Origin of the sequence: Paenibacillus amylolyticus (assembly GCF_001570725.1) — a bacterium.
Lineage (GTDB): Bacteria > Bacillota > Bacilli > Paenibacillales > Paenibacillaceae > Paenibacillus > Paenibacillus amylolyticus_A.
In genome coordinates, this window is sequence record NZ_BCNV01000001.1 from 250,567 (window position 1) to 268,518 (window position 17,952).

Here is a 17,952-nt window from a genome sequence, read left to right on the forward strand (position 1 = left end):
TGGGGAGAAGCCACCATGTTTAGTCAACCGATATATATCGCCACAGTATTACTTGTTATTTTAGCTATAGGGGAACTGGTTTCGATCTGGTCCAAAGCGCGAATTCCTTCCTTGCTTGTTATTCTGATTGGATATTTGCTGCTGAACTGGGCGGGGTTATTTCCCAAAGGAGCGGTCTCCAGCTCTGCTCTGACTGCGTTCGGGGCTCTCATGGTGGCTCCGCTGATTGTACACATGGGGACATTAATACCGCTGAAATTAATACGTTCCCAATATAAAGCAATACTGATCTCATTGTTTGCATCACTCACAGCTACAGGTCTCATTTTGTTAATCGTATCACCGTTCTATGGTTATCCTACGGCTGTTGCCGGATCAAGTCCGGTTGTCGGTGGCATTATCTCTTATCTGATCACAACCACGAAGTTGCAGGAGATGAACCTGGGTCATCTGATTACAATTCCGGCTGTTATTCTTGGGATTCATTCCCTCGTGGGGATGCCGATTGCAACCAATATGTTGCGCAGATATGCGTTAAAACTGCAGAAGCAGGGCGCTTTTGAGAACAAGGTTGCTGGGGAAGGTCATGTGAACATTAAAGAAGCGAATGCCAAAACATTCCTTCCACAGCGTTTCCAGACTGCACCTATTCTGCTGTTGCTCTTGTTCATAATGGGCAGTCTCTCGATTTATCTGGGAAATGTAACCGGACTTAGCTACAGTATCTGGGCTCTGTTGCTTGGGGTTCTAGGACATCTGATCGGGCTGTTCCCATCTCGTATTCTGGATAAAGCAAGTACATCGGGAATTGCCATGATAGGTCTAATTGTAGTAGTAATGACAAGTATGGAGTCGATCACTTTCGATGCGGTGGTCAGTTCCATTATTCCGGTGTTGTTCATTATCGCAATCGGTGTAGTTGGGGTGCTGATTGGTGGATTTCTTGGCTCCAAGCTATTCAAATGGGATCCGCTTAAAGGTCTGCCTGTAGCATTGACTGCACTATTCGGTTTTCCGGGGGACTACATTATCTGTGAGGAAGTAAGCCGTTCGGTTGGACGCGATGAAAATGAACGCAAAGCCATCCTCGATGAGATTTTAACGCCGATGCTGGTGGGTGGATTCACAACGGTCACAACAGCATCCGTGTTGATTGCGTCCATCCTGATCAAGACACTTTAGAAAAATTGATGTTCTTTTCATCCCAATTTCAGTTTCCATTAAGGTTGTGAAGGTAAGATAAGTCTTGTAAACCCCTTCTCGTGTTAAATAGATGTGTGACTGGCCCTATCGGATTGTCCTCCGATAGGGCACTTTTTTTCTTCATTTCTACTGTTGATGGTATGATAGATGAATACATAATGTGTAACCAACTCTAGTGATCGGAGGATGGAATGGTGGATCACAGCCTGCACCCGTTGTTTAAGCCTATTCAGATAAATGGAACGTACCCTAACAGTTATTATGTTGAGAAAATACCTGCTGCCGGCTTGATGGCTTATGTGGCCTGTTATTGGGAATCAGGATCTCTTCCGAACACGCATGCTGATGTTATTTGGGGAGAATGTCGAGAGCCATCGATGATGACTGCCCCTGCAAGGGTATTGCCGGATGGTTGCACGGATATGCTGATTACATACGACCCGGTCTGTTCAGAACATTCCTATGCTTACTGTGGTAATTATACACAGCCGTTCGCTGTACCTGAGCGATCCGATGAAGGCCCTCCTGCTGGAGATTACACCTTTGGTGTCCGATTCTTTCCAGGTGGTGCGCATGTCTTCCATGGCATGCCTCTGGAATGGTTTACGGATAAGCGAGTTGCCCTTCAGGAATGTTGGCCAGAGAAGCTGAACGAGCTTCAGGAGCGGATGGCCGAAACGAATCGTTTTGCAGAGCGGGTAGAGGTTATGAATGCGTACTTGAGTCCATTGTCTGTGCAGGCAAGCACATCTGAGAACGATCTGATGAAAAACGTGCTGCACCGCATCTTTATAGATGGGGGGCGTATGACTGTCCAGGAGCTGGCGATGCGTGAAGTGATCAGTGAGCGGCAGCTGCATCGCAAGTTCTCAGAGTGGGTCGGAATCAGTCCCAAACGATTCAGTGAGGTGGTTCGTTTTCATCGTGTGCTGAGCGATATTCATCAGGGGAACACGGCGGACTGGGCAATGCTTGCCCAGAATCATGGATTTTTTGACCAAGCCCATCTGATTCGGCAATTTCGCAAGTTTTATGGAGAGACTCCATTGACGGCAGCCAGAGAGCATGGCAGGATGTTGTCCGATTTGTACAATAGATCTGTAGAACCGTCGGTTATACTTAAATCGTGAGAATAAAAGATAAGGGAGACATCATATATGAATGGAACATTGCAGATTCGGGATCATTTGTTAAATGAGTTGGAAACAGGCGTACGGACGGGGGCTTCGTTAATTCGCTTGATCCGTTCGGAGGATTGGTCGGTTCGTCCACAGGAGAATATGCGTTCATTGGTGGAGCTTGTGCATCACTTTATCCAGATCACGGCATCGGATCTTGCCATTATGCAGGAGAAAAGTGAAGCAGACGTTGGTCTGGTGGAGAACAGCCTGTCCGGAATCGAGGATATCGAGAAGCTCGAAGCAACCTTGTGGAGCAATTTCGAATCCTACAAAGCATATATCACGGGATTGAGTGAAGAAGATTATTTAAACCGCTCTACCAAAGCTTTCTATATGGAACATGGTCATTTGCAGGCGCAATGGCAGATTGAAACGTTAACGCATGTGTTCCATCACCGTTCGCAGCTGTATAACTACCTCAAGCAGCAGGGCCATGAACTGAACTTTTTCATGCTGTATGCCTAAATAACCTTGTTCTATAAAATAAGCTTAATTGGCCCCATCGGACGTTTCGGTGGGGCATTTTTGCGTACAGTTGTCTATCAATCTATGGTGTCTATTAAAAATGGACGTTATAACACGGTCATTTCACCGTGGCTTTACTAGTTTCTGAACATAGAATACCGTATCAAAGCAAAAGGAGGTGATTTCAATGGCCGTCCTTTTACCATTACAGTATTACAATCTTCCAGCTGGTGTAGGCAAGTCCTACTACGAAAACTTGGCTGGAGGTGCGAATGCCAGCGCTACAGTGAACAACTTTGGACCTTTCCCGGTATCTCTCGTAATAACACGTGTTAATGAACCTGTAGTCACTTACGTTGTTCCTGTAAACAGCAGCCTTACCATTTCTGCAGGTGGAGTTCTGGTTTTTGCATTATTAGCAAACCTTGGAGGCGCAGCTTCCGGAACAATTCAATTCGCCGTAGCAGATTTCTAATTGGTGGAATACAGTAGATTGGCCTCTGCCGGACATGATGTCGGCAGGGGCTATTCTTTTTTTTGGGTAGAACCTTCTGGATTGAAAGTGATATTATACTAGAGTCTTTATACATATTTGTTTACCCTGACGGTCATTCGATTAATTTAAGGTATAGGCGGCACGCAGACTTGTGTTGGCATACAGGAGGTTAGTGGATGATGAACAGAACAATCTTATTTGAAACCGAACGGTTGGAATGTGCGACTTGGAACGAGGGAGATCGTGCGCTGGCGTTTGCGCTGTGGGGCGATCATGAGGTTGCCAAGTGGATTAGCAGCAAGGGATTTCTGAGCGAGGACGAAGTAGAAGCACGATTAACACAGGAGATTCAAAGGCAGAAGGAAGCGGGTGTGCAATATTGGCCCCTTTTTGAGAAAGAGTCGGAGGTATTTGTCGGTTGCTGTGGCCTGCGTCCATATTCACCAGAAGAGGATATCTATGAACTGGGATTTCATCTAACCCGGGATCACTGGGGGAAAGGGTATGCCCAGGAAGCGGCGCGGGCAGTGATTGAGTATGCTTTTGACGAAATGAACGTGAAGGCACTGTTTGCCGGGCATCATCCGGATAATGAAGTGTCGCGTCACATCTTGATTAAGCTGGGATTTGAGTATACAGGTGACGAACGGTATGAACCGACTGGTAAGATGCATCCATCCTATGCGCTGCAAAGTCCTTAAATATCCTTCCAATATGGACAGGCTTAACATAACAACTTAACGTGAATCCGATCCAAAAGAGGTACGCGGTCCATACTGGCTCAGCTCGCTTTTCATGCTTTTTTTATTTCGCTTTCAGCTTCTATTAAGGTAGCAGAGGTATGATAACTCTTGTAAACCCCTTCTCGTGTTAAATAGATGTGTGACTGACCCCGCCGGGCGCCGGTGGGGTATTTTTTTGTTTTATTTTCAAATAAACAAAACTAAACAAAAATAAATAAAAGTTTATTTCTGTGTTTATTATTGACTATCAAAGATAAACAAAGGTATAATGAATGTGAAAAAAGGAACTTACTATGTACGTGGCAAGCCATATTATTTTCAATATAAGGAGAGAATGATTATGAACGTGACCCTTACGAATGAAACAACGCAGGCTGCAGGTTTCCATATTCCATTTATCCGTGAGATGGCCGAAATTACACAACATATGTGGAAAAATGGCTGGGATGAGCGCAATGGCGGTAATGTCAGCTATCTGCTGGAGGAAGAAGAAGTTGACCAATATATCGATATCCATCATGTGATTCGCAAGATCAAACCGGCATTTTCGGTGCAGGAGCTGGCAGGCAAGTATTTTATCGTGACGGCATCGGGCAAATATTTCAAAAATGTACTCGCTGATCCCGAGAGCAATCTGGGGCTGCTACGTGTATCGCAAGATGGACAGGAGTTGGAAGTGCTCTGGGGATTAAAGTCGGGCGCGAATCCAACAAGTGAGTTGCCTACGCATTTCATGAGCCATATCGAACGTCTGAAATTGGACCCCAACCACCGTGTTGTCATGCACAACCACGCCACTCATGTATTGGCGATGACGTTTATCCACGAATTGGATGAAGCAAAATTCACCAAGACCCTCTGGCAGATGTGCACGGAGTGTGTGGTTGTATTTCCTGATGGGATTGGCATCATTCCATGGATGATTCCTGGATCGAATGAGATTGGCCGCGAAACGGCTGAGAAAATGAAAGAATATCACGCGGTCATCTGGCCGCAGCATGGCATATTCGGAACAGGTACAACGATTGACGAAGCATTTGGTCTGATCGAGACGATTGAGAAGGCAGCCCAAGTGTATATGTTGGTTGCTGGTCACGAGATCCGGCAGAGAATTACGGATGAGCAGCTGACCACACTGGCGCAAGCGTTTGGTGTCACCCCTCGTCCCGGCATTCTGGGCAGTTAAGGGAATCTGGATTGTTTTATAGTCAACGCATAGATCAAGGAAGTGGTCTTTGGTTCATTGAACCGAAGGCCATTTCCTTTTTTTTGACGAACAATCGTCATTTTGGTTCAAAAAAGTTCAAATTGCTGAACAAGAATGGCTTTGTTATCGATTATTGAATCGTAGAATGCATTATCACGCGCTGGCGAAATTCGGGTGAAATGACGTATTGTCAACGGCTCTGCGATTTTGCATAATAACAATGCTTCACAGATGAGAGACGGAAGGAAGTTATGATCATGCTTGGCAAAATGAAGAGAATCTTAATAGGCAAGCCAATGAAATCGGCTGAACTGGATGGAGAAAAATTGGGGAAATGGAAGGCACTTGCCATCCTGTCCTCGGATGCCCTATCGTCCGTTGCCTACGGTACGGAACAGATTTTGCTGGTGCTCGTTGCGGCCGGATTCGCCGCCCTGTGGTACTCTGTTCCAATTTCCATCGCCGTGCTGGGATTACTCGTCATTTTAATTTTTTCCTATCGCCAGACGATATTTGCTTATCCAACAGGGGGCGGCGCTTATATCGTAGCCAAGGATAACCTGGGTACAACATCCAGTCTGATTGCCGGAGGATCTCTGCTGGTCGATTATATTCTGACCGTTGCGGTAAGTTCGTCTGCAGGGACGGATGCGATTACGTCGGCTTTTCCTATGCTGCATGACTACAGTGTTGTGATTGCACTCATTATGATTGTTTTTCTAACGATTATGAATTTGCGGGGAGTGACGGAGTCAGCGTCTGTGCTGGCGATCCCCATCTATCTATTTATCTTCTCGATTGCGGTTCTGATTATCTCAGGCGGAATCAAACTTCTTGCCGGGGGGATGGACGCAGCTGCACCTGAATTCGGAACAAGTCTATCCCATGTGAGTATCTTTTTGTTACTAAAAGCATTTAGCTCCGGATGTTCTGCGTTGACTGGTGTGGAAGCGGTAAGTAACGCGATCCCGAACTTCAAGCAGCCTGCCGAGAAAAATGCTGCCGGTACGTTACTGCTCATGGGTTGTATATTGGGAGCCATGTTCATTGGCATCACGTTGCTGGCTTTCGGTTATGGGGTGAAGCCTGATCCCCATGCCACGGTTATTTCCCAGATTGCCGAAGCCACATTTGGCAGAGGGTGGATGTATTTTATTATCCAGGGTGTGACGGCACTAATCCTGTTCCTGGCAGCCAATACGGCGTATTCGGCCTTCCCGTTGTTGTCTTTCATGATGGCGAAAGACAAATATATGCCCCATATGTTCATGGTCAGAGGTGACCGTCTTGGCTTCTCCAACGGGATTATTTTTCTCAGTGTGATGTCTGCGCTGCTGGTGGTCGGGTTCAAAGGGAATACGGAAAGTCTGATTCCGCTCTATGCGGTAGGGGTATTCATTCCATTTACTCTGTCACAGCTTGGCATGATGATTCGCTGGATCAAAGTCAAACCATCAGGCTGGCAGATGAAACTGCTCGTTAATACAGTCGGTATGCTGACTACACTATCGATTACCCTGATCTTTATTTTCACCAAGTTCACGCAGACATGGGTCATCTTTATCTTTTTGCCGCTCGTTGTCTATGTGTTCATGCGTATTCACCGTCACTATTGCAACATTGCCGATGAGCTGCGGATTGATATTCAGGTCGATAAGCCAGCCAAAAAAGGCAATACCATTGTCATTCCTGTTGCAGGCATTACCCGGGTCGTTATGAATACGATCAGTTACGCCCAGACGATGTCGGATCACGTGGTCGCACTGTACATTGGATTCGATGATGAGGCGATACGCAAGATGGAGCAGAAGTGGGAAGAATGGAATCCAGGCGTTCGTCTGGTTGTGATCAAATCGAGGTACCGTAGCATTATGGGGCCGCTGAAGAAATTCATTGATACCGTAGAGTGGAAAACGGCCGAGACCGATCATATCACCATTCTGATTCCGCAATTCATCACCAAGCACTGGTGGCAGAATGTACTGCACAACCAGACCAGCTTCATGATCCGGGCTTATCTGATCAATTACAAAGACGTGATTGTCACCACGGTGCCATATCATCTTAATCGTTAACTCGAAGGGTTAATCGCTTCACCCCGGTTGGAAGATTTACAGATTAATGTAAAGTGAGTCACTTTCATTAATAGACAAACGTTCATATTCCATTTACACATCAAACCGCAGGGACATCTCCAAACAGGGGAGTTCTTGCGGTTTTTTGTCGTGAAATCCGATTTGGATTTCACTTTTGATTTGATGCACATTTGCGTAAACAGCCTTGTCCATGATTAACGTTACGTTGATTCAGAACGGATTTTGCTGTGACATTCGACTCTTACACTAGATAACGTGGTGCTGAAGTGGATGTAGCATTTCACACACACTGAATGCGTGAAACAAGGGGGAAGAAAATCCGATGAGTGAGCTTGATAACCGGATCAGCTTGCCCGCCGCCAAACGGCGCGTATCCGGTACGAGTGAGCGCCGGACAGTCTCGCTGCGTGTGCAGCGAATGCGGGAGAATATGCTGGCCTATGGTTTCCTGGCACCATCGCTGCTTTTGTTTGCAGTGTTTCTGTTTTACCCGATGTTTAAGTCCGTGTACCTCAGTCTGCATTCCACAGATCCGACGGGACAAATTGCGGCTTATGTGGGACTGGATAACTTTAAGGCGGTGTTCCAGTCAGGACTGTTTATGCAAGGGATGAAAGTGACTTTGCTATTTGTCCTGTTTACAGTGCCTACGGGCATGCTGGCTGCTCTGATTCTGGCTGCACTGACTCACAACCGATTCAAGGGAATGCGTGTGTTCCAATTTGTATTCTCTCTGCCGGTGGTGTTATCCGTCGGTTCGTCAGCGGTCATCTGGAAGTTTCTTTTCCATCCGACCCTGGGCATGCTGAATTATCTGCTTGGCAAAGTAGGCATCGATCCAATTCCTTGGCTGACCAGCCCGGATTGGGCATTGATCTCAATTTCCATCATGACGATCTGGATGAATCTTGGATTCAACTACATTATCCTATCCAGTGGATTGGCGGGCATTCCGGATGAGATCTACGAGAGCGCCAAGATTGACGGCGCAGGACCCTTACTTACGTTTCGCAAAATCTCGATGCCGCTACTGTCACCAACGTTATTCTTTGTTACGGTCGTATCGATCATTGGTGCTTTTCAATCGTTCGGTCAGATCAACATTCTAACCCGGGGTGGCCCGATGGACAGTACGAATGTTTTCGTCTATTCCATCTATCAGGAAGCCTTCGTTAATTTCCGCTTTGGTACAGGTAGTGCGCAGGCACTGATCCTGTTTGTGGTAATTATGCTGCTGACTCTGATCCAGTTCAAATGGGTAGAAAGGAAAGTGCATTACCAATGAGTGCGACATGGACCAAAACGCTGTTGTATGTATTACTGACGATCTGTGCAGCGCTTGTGCTGTATCCGGTGATGTACACCTTTTTCATGGCCGTTATGACGCCGGAAGATGCGAGCGCTTATCCGCCGCATATCATTCCAAATTCAATCGATCTGTCCAACTTTAGCGAAGTATTTGATATTGTTCCGATCGGTCGATTTATCGGCAATACCTTTCTTGTCGCAGGACTGACGACGCTTGGTCAATTGATTACAGCGAGTATGGCAGCCTATGCGTTTGCAAAAATGCAGTTCAAAGGCAAAAACGTCATCTTCAGCATGTTTGTCGCAACGATGATGATTCCATGGGAAGTAACAATGATCCCAAATTACCTCACGGTTCGTAGCTGGGGCTGGCTGGATAGTTATCAAGGGCTTACGGTGCCGTTTCTGGCAACGGCGTTTGGTACATTCTTGCTGAGACAGTTCTTCATGCAGCTACCCAAGGAATTGTTCGAGGCGGCGAGGATCGACGGTTGTGGTCATATTCGCTATTTCATATCGCACGTCTTGCCTTTGTCCCGTCCGGCACTTGGAACACTGGCAATCTATTCATTCTTAAGTATGTATAATTCGTATCTCTGGCCGCTGCTGGTGACAAACACACCGGAAATGAGAACCGCACAAATCGGAATCTCGATGCTGGAGTTCCAGGAATCCACAGCGTGGAATCTGGTATTTGCCGGAACAGCCATGGTCATTCTACCATCCTTACTGCTATTGATTTTCGGGTTGAAACAGCTTGTCCGCGGAATGGCCGCAGGCGCGCTGAAGGGGTAGGAGTGGGAAGTTTTACAAGTGTTTAAGTGAAATGTAAGTTCTGAAGGTTTTGATCTTAAGTTTGTAATCTAAAGGTTCTGTATTAAAGATTTTGATTTAAACCTTGTATCTTCGTACAAGGTCAAGGAATTGGATACCAGGAGCGAATAAAATGAGGCTCGTGCTTCAAATAAGATGTTGAAATGAACGACGGTAGTAGTGGAGGGGACGAAATCGATTCTGAAGAAGCAAAGCGTTCGCCTTTATCCCCGGATTTCCCCCTTTGAAAGGGGATGAAAGAAATCCGGGGATAACAGCGATCAAAAGAACGATTCGTAACCGTAACGGCCACATCGCTTCATCCCCAAGATTTTATTGCAAGCGAGCCATATAAAAGGAGAGCGATTATGAACGGATTTCGTTTGAAAAAAAGAGGAACATTTGCATTAATGCTGGCTGCACTCATGTTGGTCATCTCCGCTTGCGGAACGAAAGCAGAAACAAGCAGCCCGGCAAGTGGCGCACCAGCAGAAGCGGCCGCCGCTGAAACAACACAATTGACGTGGTGGCATTCCATGTCTGGCGCAGGGGAGAAAGCCATTAATCAACTCGCTTCCGACTTTAACGCTAGTCATCCGGAAATTCAGGTGAAGCCCATCTATCAAGGGAAGTACGATGAGAGTCTGAACAAACTCAAAGCATCCATGGGCTCAGACAGCGGTCCTGACATTATCCAGGTCTACGAGATCGGTAGCAAGTTCATGATCGATTCAGGCATGATTACACCAGTACAGCAGTTCATCGACAAGGATCAGTTCGACCTGTCCCAACTGGAGCCGAACATCATCCGATACTACACCATCGATGGCAAATTGAACGCGATGCCGTTTAACACATCGAACCCGATTCTGTACTACAACAAGGATATGTTCAAAGCAGCAGGTTTGGACCCGGAGAACCCGCCGAAGACGTATGAAGAGTTTGAACAAGCAGCAAAAGCACTGGCGAAAGACGGTAAGCCAGGAGCATCCATGGCGATCTACGGCTGGTTCATGGAACAGTTCTTTGCGAACCAGAATGCAGATTATGTAAACAATGGAAACGGAAGAACCGAAGCGGCTACAGAGTCAATGTTGAACTCGGAAGCTGGAGTGAAGACATTAACGTGGTGGAAAAAGATGATTGATGAGAAAACCCTCTCCAATCTGGGACGTAGCACAGACGATACGACAGCAGCATTTACAGCACAGCAAATCGGTATGACCCTCGATTCTACGGCTGGCCTGCGTAAAATCGTAGAAGGTTCAGGCGGCAAGTTTGAACTGGGAACAGGCTTCCTGCCTCGTCCAGCGGATGCCAAAGAAGGCGGCGTTGTGGTGGGTGGAGCGAGCTTGTACATCATGAACAACAAATCCGAAGCACAACAGCAAGCGGCATGGGAGTTCATCAAGTACTTGGCTACACCAGAGGTACAAGCGAACTGGAGTGTTGCGACAGGATATTTCCCTATTACGACAGCAGCCTACAATGAGCAAGTATTAAAGGATAATATGGCGAAGTACCCGCAATTCCAGACAGCAGTCGATCAATTGCACGCTTCCGCGGATTCGACAGCAACATCCGGGGCATTAATGGGTGTATTCCCAGAAGCCAGACAACTTGTCGAAGGAGCGATTGAAACGGTCCTGAATGGACAAGGTACACCACAGGAAGCATTAGATGCCGCAGCCAAACAAATTACAGACAAGATTGCGCAATATAACAGCACGGTGAAGAAATAATTTTAGGTTAATCTCAAAATAAAGATGCGGCGATCAAACCTGATCGTCGTATTGTTATGCCTGTGTCTTGAAATTCTATAAGACTTAAGTCTGATATTTCTTAAAAAGGGATAGATAGATGCTGTTATTAAATGTCGAAATAATAAACGATTCATATCTATTATGTTAATTTATATGACGTAAATAGTTTAATGTGCACATAAACATGACTCTAAAAGATCAAAAAGACATAATTTTGATCTTAAATTAGTCCTATTTAGCCTTGAGAAAGAGAAAATGATTTCTTTCTGTAATGTATATGTTCTATTTTATTTCATAATGAAGAAATAATGTTTACATGAGTCAGTTATTCAGTTATCTTATATTTGAACTAATGTACAAGCTGTCTGAACAAATGATTGAAAATTTAAAACATGGGGGTAGGAAAAAGATGCAAAGTAAGCAAATAAAGAGTTGGCTCAGGTTATTCTTAGCTGTGGTCCTGCTGATTACGGGTGCCATACCTGCTGGCTTATTCAACAACAAAGTTGCAGCGGCGGATGAACTGCTAACAGTTGCAGAGGCGCTCGCTCTTGGTTCGGATGATTCAACCGCAACGGTTGAAGGTTATGTTGTCGGGACCTACAGCAACGGTCCAAGTGTAAATTTGAATCCACCCTTTACTGTAGACACTAATTTTGCAATTGCTGATAGTCCAACCGAAACAAATCTTAGTAAGATGATGCCTGTTCAAGTACCCACAACTGCTCCTCGCAGCACGTTCGGACTACAAAGTAATCCCTCCTTATATCAATCCAAAGTACGTATTAACAATGGTACGTTATCTCAATATTTCACTTCTAAAGGTATACGATCCGTTACATCAACAACTTTTCAACTGATTGATGAGACACCGGAAACGGAAGTGGCTAATGTCACAGCTAATCCGTCCCCAGGGGCCGTTCCGTCAGGAACACAGGTTACTTTGGGAACAACTACAGTCGGTGCAGCCGTATACTACAAGTTAAATGATGAAAATGCGTTTCTTCCTTACACAGTTCCCATCACGGTTAATGATGCTATGCACATTGAAGCTTATGCACACAAAGAAGGCTTGCTGGATAGTGCAATTGCTTTATTTAATTATACGATCGTTGACAATACTCCAATTTCAATATCTGATGCCAGAAACAAGCCTGAAAACTCTCCGGTTACCGTTCAAGGGATTGTAACCTACCGAGAGGAATCAGGAGGAATGGCGAATCTATATATTCAGGATGAGAATGCTGGAATCGTCATTCGTGGTACAGATTCAACTGTTGAGCCAGGTGACCGGATTGAAGCGTATGGTCCGCTCACCATTTATAACGGTCTACTCCAGGTAGAGAAGGATAAAGCAGGATTTCCAGGCGGTTATATTAAGATCTTGGATAAAACACAAGAAATTCCTGAACCGCTTACGTTGACATCCAAAGACTTTGCACCTGCTGAAGACGGAGGCAAGGGTTCGGGCGGCATCTATGAAGGGATGCTTGTCGAAGTCAATGGGGTCACGGTGACAAGAAGTAGCAGTTCCACCTTTTTTGCGACAGATGTGGATGGTCGAGAGATCACGATCTATGCCAAAAATAGCCCCACTGCACTGGCAACAGGCAAAACATACGAAAAAGTGACAGGCGTTATGACTTATCACACAAGCTATGGTCTCGAATTAATCCCACGCACAGCAGCGGATGTTGTCGAGAATCTGCTTTCTGTTACAGCTAGTGTTCCTTCAGGGGGAATTGTAAAAGGATCTACGGTGACTTTATCCTCACCAATGGCGGGAGCAGAAATTTATTATACGGTTAATGGCACTAACCCTACACCAACATCTACGCGGTACACTGTGCCAATTAAAGTAGATGAAGATACTGCTATTAAAGCTATTGCAGTGTCTGGTGGGAATACAAGTAATGTATATACCTATACGTACAAGGTTCTTCAGGAACTGAACAATCTTAGAATCCACGATATTCAAGGGGCCACCCATAACTCCTTGTACGATGGCTTGGCTGTGCAAAATGTGGAAGGCATTGTGACTCATGTTGTAAACGCAACTTCCTTCTACATGCAGGAGATTCCTGGCATGGAAGATAACGATGACAGAACATCTGAAGGTATTCTGGTCTATAAGTCGTCTCATGGAATGACAGTAGGTAACAAGGTGAGCGTATCTGGACAGGTGAAAGAATATGCAACAGCAACAACGGAGCTGGCGATAACGGAAATTGTAGCTACAATAATTTCGGTTGAAGACAGTAATAAAGATTTACCTGAACCTGTGGTTTTGGGTACTAATGGTCGCATGATTCCTACCGTAATTGATTCCGATCAATTCGGCGAGTTTAATCCGGATAAGGATGCCATTGACTTTTATGAGAGTCTAGAAGGGATGAGGGTACAACTCGATAATGCTACCATTATCGGTCCGTATTCCAGTGAACCGGGTCTCGCTGTTGTTGTAGATAATGGTCCCAACAATCCGTTGCGCACGCCTGCGGGCGGTGTCATTCTGACAGGGGATGGTGCAGAGCCGTTTGAGAGTTCACTTAATCCGCAACGGCTGTTCATCAATAAAAAACCATCCCAAGCCGTCAAAACGGGAGACAAGCTAGCTGGCTCCGTTAAAGGGGTTATGACATACTCCAATGGGAATTTTAAAGTGATTCCTGAAGGTAATCTTCCGGCAATCACACCGAGTTCCCTTGAACAAGCAATAACAAAAATTCAACCCATCGATGACAAATTGACGATTGCAACTTTCAATGTAGAGAATTTCAGTCAAAAGGATGCGGCTAGAGCTGTTAAAATTGGCGGCATTGTCGTCAATAATCTGAAAAATCCAGATATTATCGGCATTATGGAAGTGCAAGATAATGATGGAGCAACGGACAGTGGAGCAACAGCTGCAGATGCTAGTTTCCAAACCCTAATTGATGCCATTGCAACTAAAGGTGGTCCTACGTATAAATACACAGATATCGCTCCGGAAAATAACAAGGATGGCGGAGCACCAGGTGCCAATATTCGTGTAGGGTTTCTGTATAATGAATCACGTGTGTCCCTGAAGGCAGGAATTAAAGGAAGTGCGACAACAGCAATTCAGGTAGGCGCTGACGGCAGTCTCTCCAATAATCCGGGGCGTATTGCACCAGGTGACGAGGCGTTCGCTAGCTCCCGCAAGCCGCTTGCCGCTGAATTCGAATTCAATGGTGAACGTGTAGTGGTGATTGCTAACCACTTCAATTCCAAAGGTGGAGACCTGAAACCTTTTGGAAGCATACAGCCTGCGACTCGAAGCAGTGAAGTTCAACGTGCGAAGCAAGCTGCGTTAGTGAATGGGTTTGTGAAGGAGTTACTGAACAAAGACCCTGAGGTCAATGTCGCTGTTCTCGGTGATTTTAATGACTTCCAATTCTCAAATACTTTGAATATTGTTGAAGGTAATGAACTGGACAATCTGGTAAACGAACTGCCAGAAAATCAGCGGTATTCCTACATCTATGATGGAAACTCTCAGACACTGGATCACATTCTGGTGAGTAAAAACTTGACTGAGACGGCATCCATCGAAGTGGTACATGTGAATGCCGATTTTGAGACAGCGGATGGACGGGTGAGCGACCATGATCCACTGCTCGCACAATTAAGTATTGGAGATCAAGTGCAAGACGGGGACTTCAACCTGCGCGTACTGCACACGAATGATACACATGCGCATCTGGATAACATCCCGCGCCGAGTAACAGCAATTAAGGAAGCGCGCAATGATAATACCCTGGTACTGGATGCAGGGGACGTATTCTCTGGTACATTGTACTTCAATCTGTTTAACGGTCTGGCTGATCTGGAGTTCATGAACATGATCGGATATGATGCCATGACTTTTGGTAACCATGAGTTTGATAAAGGTCCAAGCGTGCTGAAAGCATTTATTGAAAAAGCAGAGTTCCCGTTCGTGAGTGCCAATATTGATTATTCAAAAGATGCGAGTTTGAGTGGTTTGTACAACAATAGCATCGGTGATCCGGGTGAGAAAGCTGAAATCTATCCGGCGATTATTACGGAAGTGAATGGTGAGCGAGTCGGTATTTTTGGATTGACGACACCGGACACGGTATCTCTTTCTTCACCGGGAGATGACTTGAAGTTTGTAGATTATAAGGCAAGTGCACAAGCAACTGTACAGATGCTTCAAAATGAAGGTATTAATAAAATCATTGCTTTGACTCACCTTGGCTACTCAGAGGATCTCAAATTGGCAGAAGCGGTAGAAGGGATCGATATTGTGGTAGGTGGTCATTCACACACCATTTTGAAGGAACCGATTGTTGTGGGCGGCCAAGATGAGCCAACATTGGTTGTGCAAACCGGGGAATATGACGTTTCTCTTGGTCAACTGGATGTTACGTTTGATGAAGCCGGTATATTGAAGAAGTGGAACGGCAAATTGTTGAGTCTGGATGCGAAAGATGCTACCAACCAATTCATCTATGCTGATGATGTGGAAGCTGCAAACAAGCTGAAAGAATATGCTCCTCAGTTGGAAAAGTTCAAGAAAACGATTATCGGTAAGACGAATGTCTTCTTGGATGGAGAACGTGGCACTGTGCGGAAACAGGAAACCAACTTAGGAAACCTGATGACAGACGGTATGCTGGAGAAAGTGAAATCCATTGTGCAGGAAAACGACGTCAAAGGATACGTGGCGATCCAGAACGGCGGTGGCATTCGTGCTTCATTCCAGACAGGGGATATTACGCTGGGCAATCTCCTGACTGTGATGCCATTCGCTAATAATCTGTCTGCGTTGAAAATGACAGGCAAAGAAATCACAGCCGCGCTGGAAAATGGCGTTAGTGGTGTGGAAACAGGAGAAGGGCGCTTCCCGCAAGTGGCAGGCATGCGGTTCTACTACGATTCCACCAAACCAGGCGAAAAAATTGATGCAACGACCAATACCGTGACCCAAGTGGGTCAACGTGTGGTCAAAGTTCAGATTAAAAATGCAGATGGTACGTACTCGGATATCGATCCGAACGGGTACTATATCGTCGCTACCAATTCATTTATGGCTAACGGTGGAGACTTCTACCGTGCTATGAGAACAGCGAAAGATGATAATCGATTCTACGAATTGAATCTGGTCGATTATGAAATCTTCCATGAACATCTGGACCGTGTAGGTACAGTTGATCAAAAAACGGAAGGACGCAGTACGGATTTGAAGGGGGCACCACTTCCGGGGGACGGTAATGGAAGCAATCCTGGTAATGGTGGCGGCAATAATGGAAGTAATCCGGGCAGTGGTGGAGGTTCTACAACACCTACTACACCTGTAACTCCAACCACACCAACCAATCCTACGAACCCAACTACGCCAACCGTTCCGGGTAATGGAGGAACTCCTAATCCAACCACACCGGTTGTAGACCTTAAGGACATCGGAAATCATTGGGCTGCGGCTGCTATTGAGCAGGCCATTTCCCGGGGAATTGTGAACGGGTATCAGGATGGTAATTTCCGTCCGAATGCACCAGCGACACGCGCCGAATTCATTGTGATGTTGGGCAGAGCATTTGAACTTCCGGCCAGCAACAAGGCATTGACGTTTAAGGATGCTGCGGGAATACCTGCATGGGCACAATCCTTTATTGCTCAAGCAGTCGATCAAGGCATCATCAGTGGCTATACGGATGATACGTTCCGTTCATCAGGCAAAGTATCACGGGTAGAGATGACAGTTATGCTTGTCAGAGCACTCGGTCTCCCGGTACAGTCGAATCCGGTACTGAGTTTCGCGGACGCAGATAAAGTACCGGCGTGGGCTGCTCCATATATCGCTGCTGCATATGATGCAGGACTGGTGAAGGGAACAGGGAAGAATATGTTTAACCCACTCGCGGAAGCAACCCGTGCTGAAGTGGTAACTCTGCTATTGACGGCAAGCGAGTTGCAAAAGCAATAAAACGTATAATACAGACGTAACAGAACAGCTTGCAGACTTCCATCTGCAAGCTGTTTTTTTCTAGGGCGTGTCTGAAAATTCCGAAGGAAGTAGATGTTGCCGAATTTTCGTTCCAAGCAAGGAAGTTTTCTGCAGGCGTGCCGGGGCACGTCAAGGGAAAGTGACGCAGCAGGGGGCGAAAAGGCGGTGAAAGATGCACTTCAGCGAGTTTTGAGATACGCCCAATTAATGCCTGTTAATTTTCCCAAAGTGAAGGTATAGTAGACAGGATTATATTGAAGGAGTCTTGACGTAATGCAAGATCAACCCGTTTTAATCGCACTATTTGCCATAGCGGCAGGAATTTTTAGTTTGCTCGGAGGAATCAACAACTGGGACTGGTTTATGAAGAGCTTTAGAGCAGGAATTTTTGTGAAGACCATTGGACGGCAGGGAGCAAGAGTGGTATATGGTATTCTCGGTGTTGTCATGATTGTCATTGGTGTACTACTGTTGCTGATCGGATAGTTGTTGGAAATAATCGAACTCACCAAGTAATATCTACATAGAGGGTTCAAGAGCGAAGTAAGCGGATATGTGTGAAGCGTTGAATGGAAAAAAGCGTTTGAATGCTTAAGGTAGCAGTATTACTAAGATTGAATACCCAATCAAATTAGCATGTCTGAAAAAAACATAGCCATAAGAAAAAGACCACCGAAAAATTTCGGTG

General features: G+C 45.8%; 12 protein-coding genes. All 12 read left to right on the forward strand.

Annotation, left to right across the window (positions count from 1 at the left end; all coding sequences use genetic code 11):
* Window positions 1-15 precede the first annotated feature (15 nt).
* The 12 genes from PAHA3_RS01055 (at window position 16) to PAHA3_RS01110 (ending at window position 17,750) form a co-directional block, all read left to right on the forward strand.
* Entirely contained in the window at window positions 16-1,182 is a 1,167-nt protein-coding gene (locus tag PAHA3_RS01055; protein WP_062833083.1) for a hypothetical protein, read from the forward strand.
* A 215-nt stretch (window positions 1,183-1,397) separates the two neighbouring features.
* A complete protein-coding gene (locus PAHA3_RS01060) occupies window positions 1,398-2,333 on the forward strand; it encodes a helix-turn-helix domain-containing protein (RefSeq protein ID WP_062835922.1) in 936 nt (311 codons plus the stop codon).
* Between the two features lie 27 nt (window positions 2,334-2,360).
* On the forward strand, window positions 2,361-2,849 hold the full coding sequence (locus PAHA3_RS01065) for a DinB family protein (RefSeq protein WP_062833084.1): 489 nt from the start codon (window positions 2,361-2,363) through the stop codon (window positions 2,847-2,849).
* A 187-nt stretch (window positions 2,850-3,036) separates the two neighbouring features.
* Window positions 3,037-3,324: a hypothetical protein gene (locus PAHA3_RS01070; RefSeq protein WP_062833085.1), complete on the forward strand. Its 288-nt coding sequence runs from the start codon at window positions 3,037-3,039 to the stop codon at window positions 3,322-3,324.
* Between the two features lie 200 nt (window positions 3,325-3,524).
* Window positions 3,525-4,046: a GNAT family N-acetyltransferase gene (locus PAHA3_RS01075; RefSeq protein ID WP_062835923.1), complete on the forward strand. Its 522-nt coding sequence runs from the start codon at window positions 3,525-3,527 to the stop codon at window positions 4,044-4,046.
* Window positions 4,047-4,428: 382 nt separating this feature from the next.
* Window positions 4,429-5,274 carry a rhamnulose-1-phosphate aldolase gene (gene rhaD, locus PAHA3_RS01080; protein WP_062833086.1) on the forward strand — a complete coding sequence of 282 codons (846 nt, stop codon included), beginning with the start codon at window positions 4,429-4,431 and terminating at the stop codon, window positions 5,272-5,274.
* Window positions 5,275-5,552: 278 nt separating this feature from the next.
* A complete protein-coding gene (locus tag PAHA3_RS01085; protein WP_062833087.1) occupies window positions 5,553-7,370 on the forward strand; it encodes an APC family permease in 1,818 nt (605 codons plus the stop codon).
* Between the two features lie 343 nt (window positions 7,371-7,713).
* Entirely contained in the window at window positions 7,714-8,676 is a 963-nt protein-coding gene (locus PAHA3_RS01090) for a carbohydrate ABC transporter permease (protein ID WP_062833088.1), read from the forward strand.
* Window positions 8,673-9,494, forward strand: a complete 822-nt coding sequence (locus tag PAHA3_RS01095; protein WP_036669010.1) for a carbohydrate ABC transporter permease — start codon at window positions 8,673-8,675, stop codon at window positions 9,492-9,494. The genes PAHA3_RS01090 and PAHA3_RS01095 overlap by 4 nt, the downstream gene beginning before the upstream one ends.
* 386 nt (window positions 9,495-9,880) lie before the next feature.
* A complete protein-coding gene (locus PAHA3_RS01100) occupies window positions 9,881-11,254 on the forward strand; it encodes an ABC transporter substrate-binding protein (protein ID WP_062833089.1) in 1,374 nt (457 codons plus the stop codon).
* A 430-nt stretch (window positions 11,255-11,684) separates the two neighbouring features.
* Window positions 11,685-17,243 carry an S-layer homology domain-containing protein gene (locus PAHA3_RS01105; RefSeq protein WP_062833090.1) on the forward strand — a complete coding sequence of 1,853 codons (5,559 nt, stop codon included), beginning with the start codon at window positions 11,685-11,687 and terminating at the stop codon, window positions 17,241-17,243.
* Between the two features lie 294 nt (window positions 17,244-17,537).
* Window positions 17,538-17,750: an immunity 17 family protein gene (locus PAHA3_RS01110; protein ID WP_047842001.1), complete on the forward strand. Its 213-nt coding sequence runs from the start codon at window positions 17,538-17,540 to the stop codon at window positions 17,748-17,750.
* Window positions 17,751-17,952 lie beyond the last annotated feature (202 nt).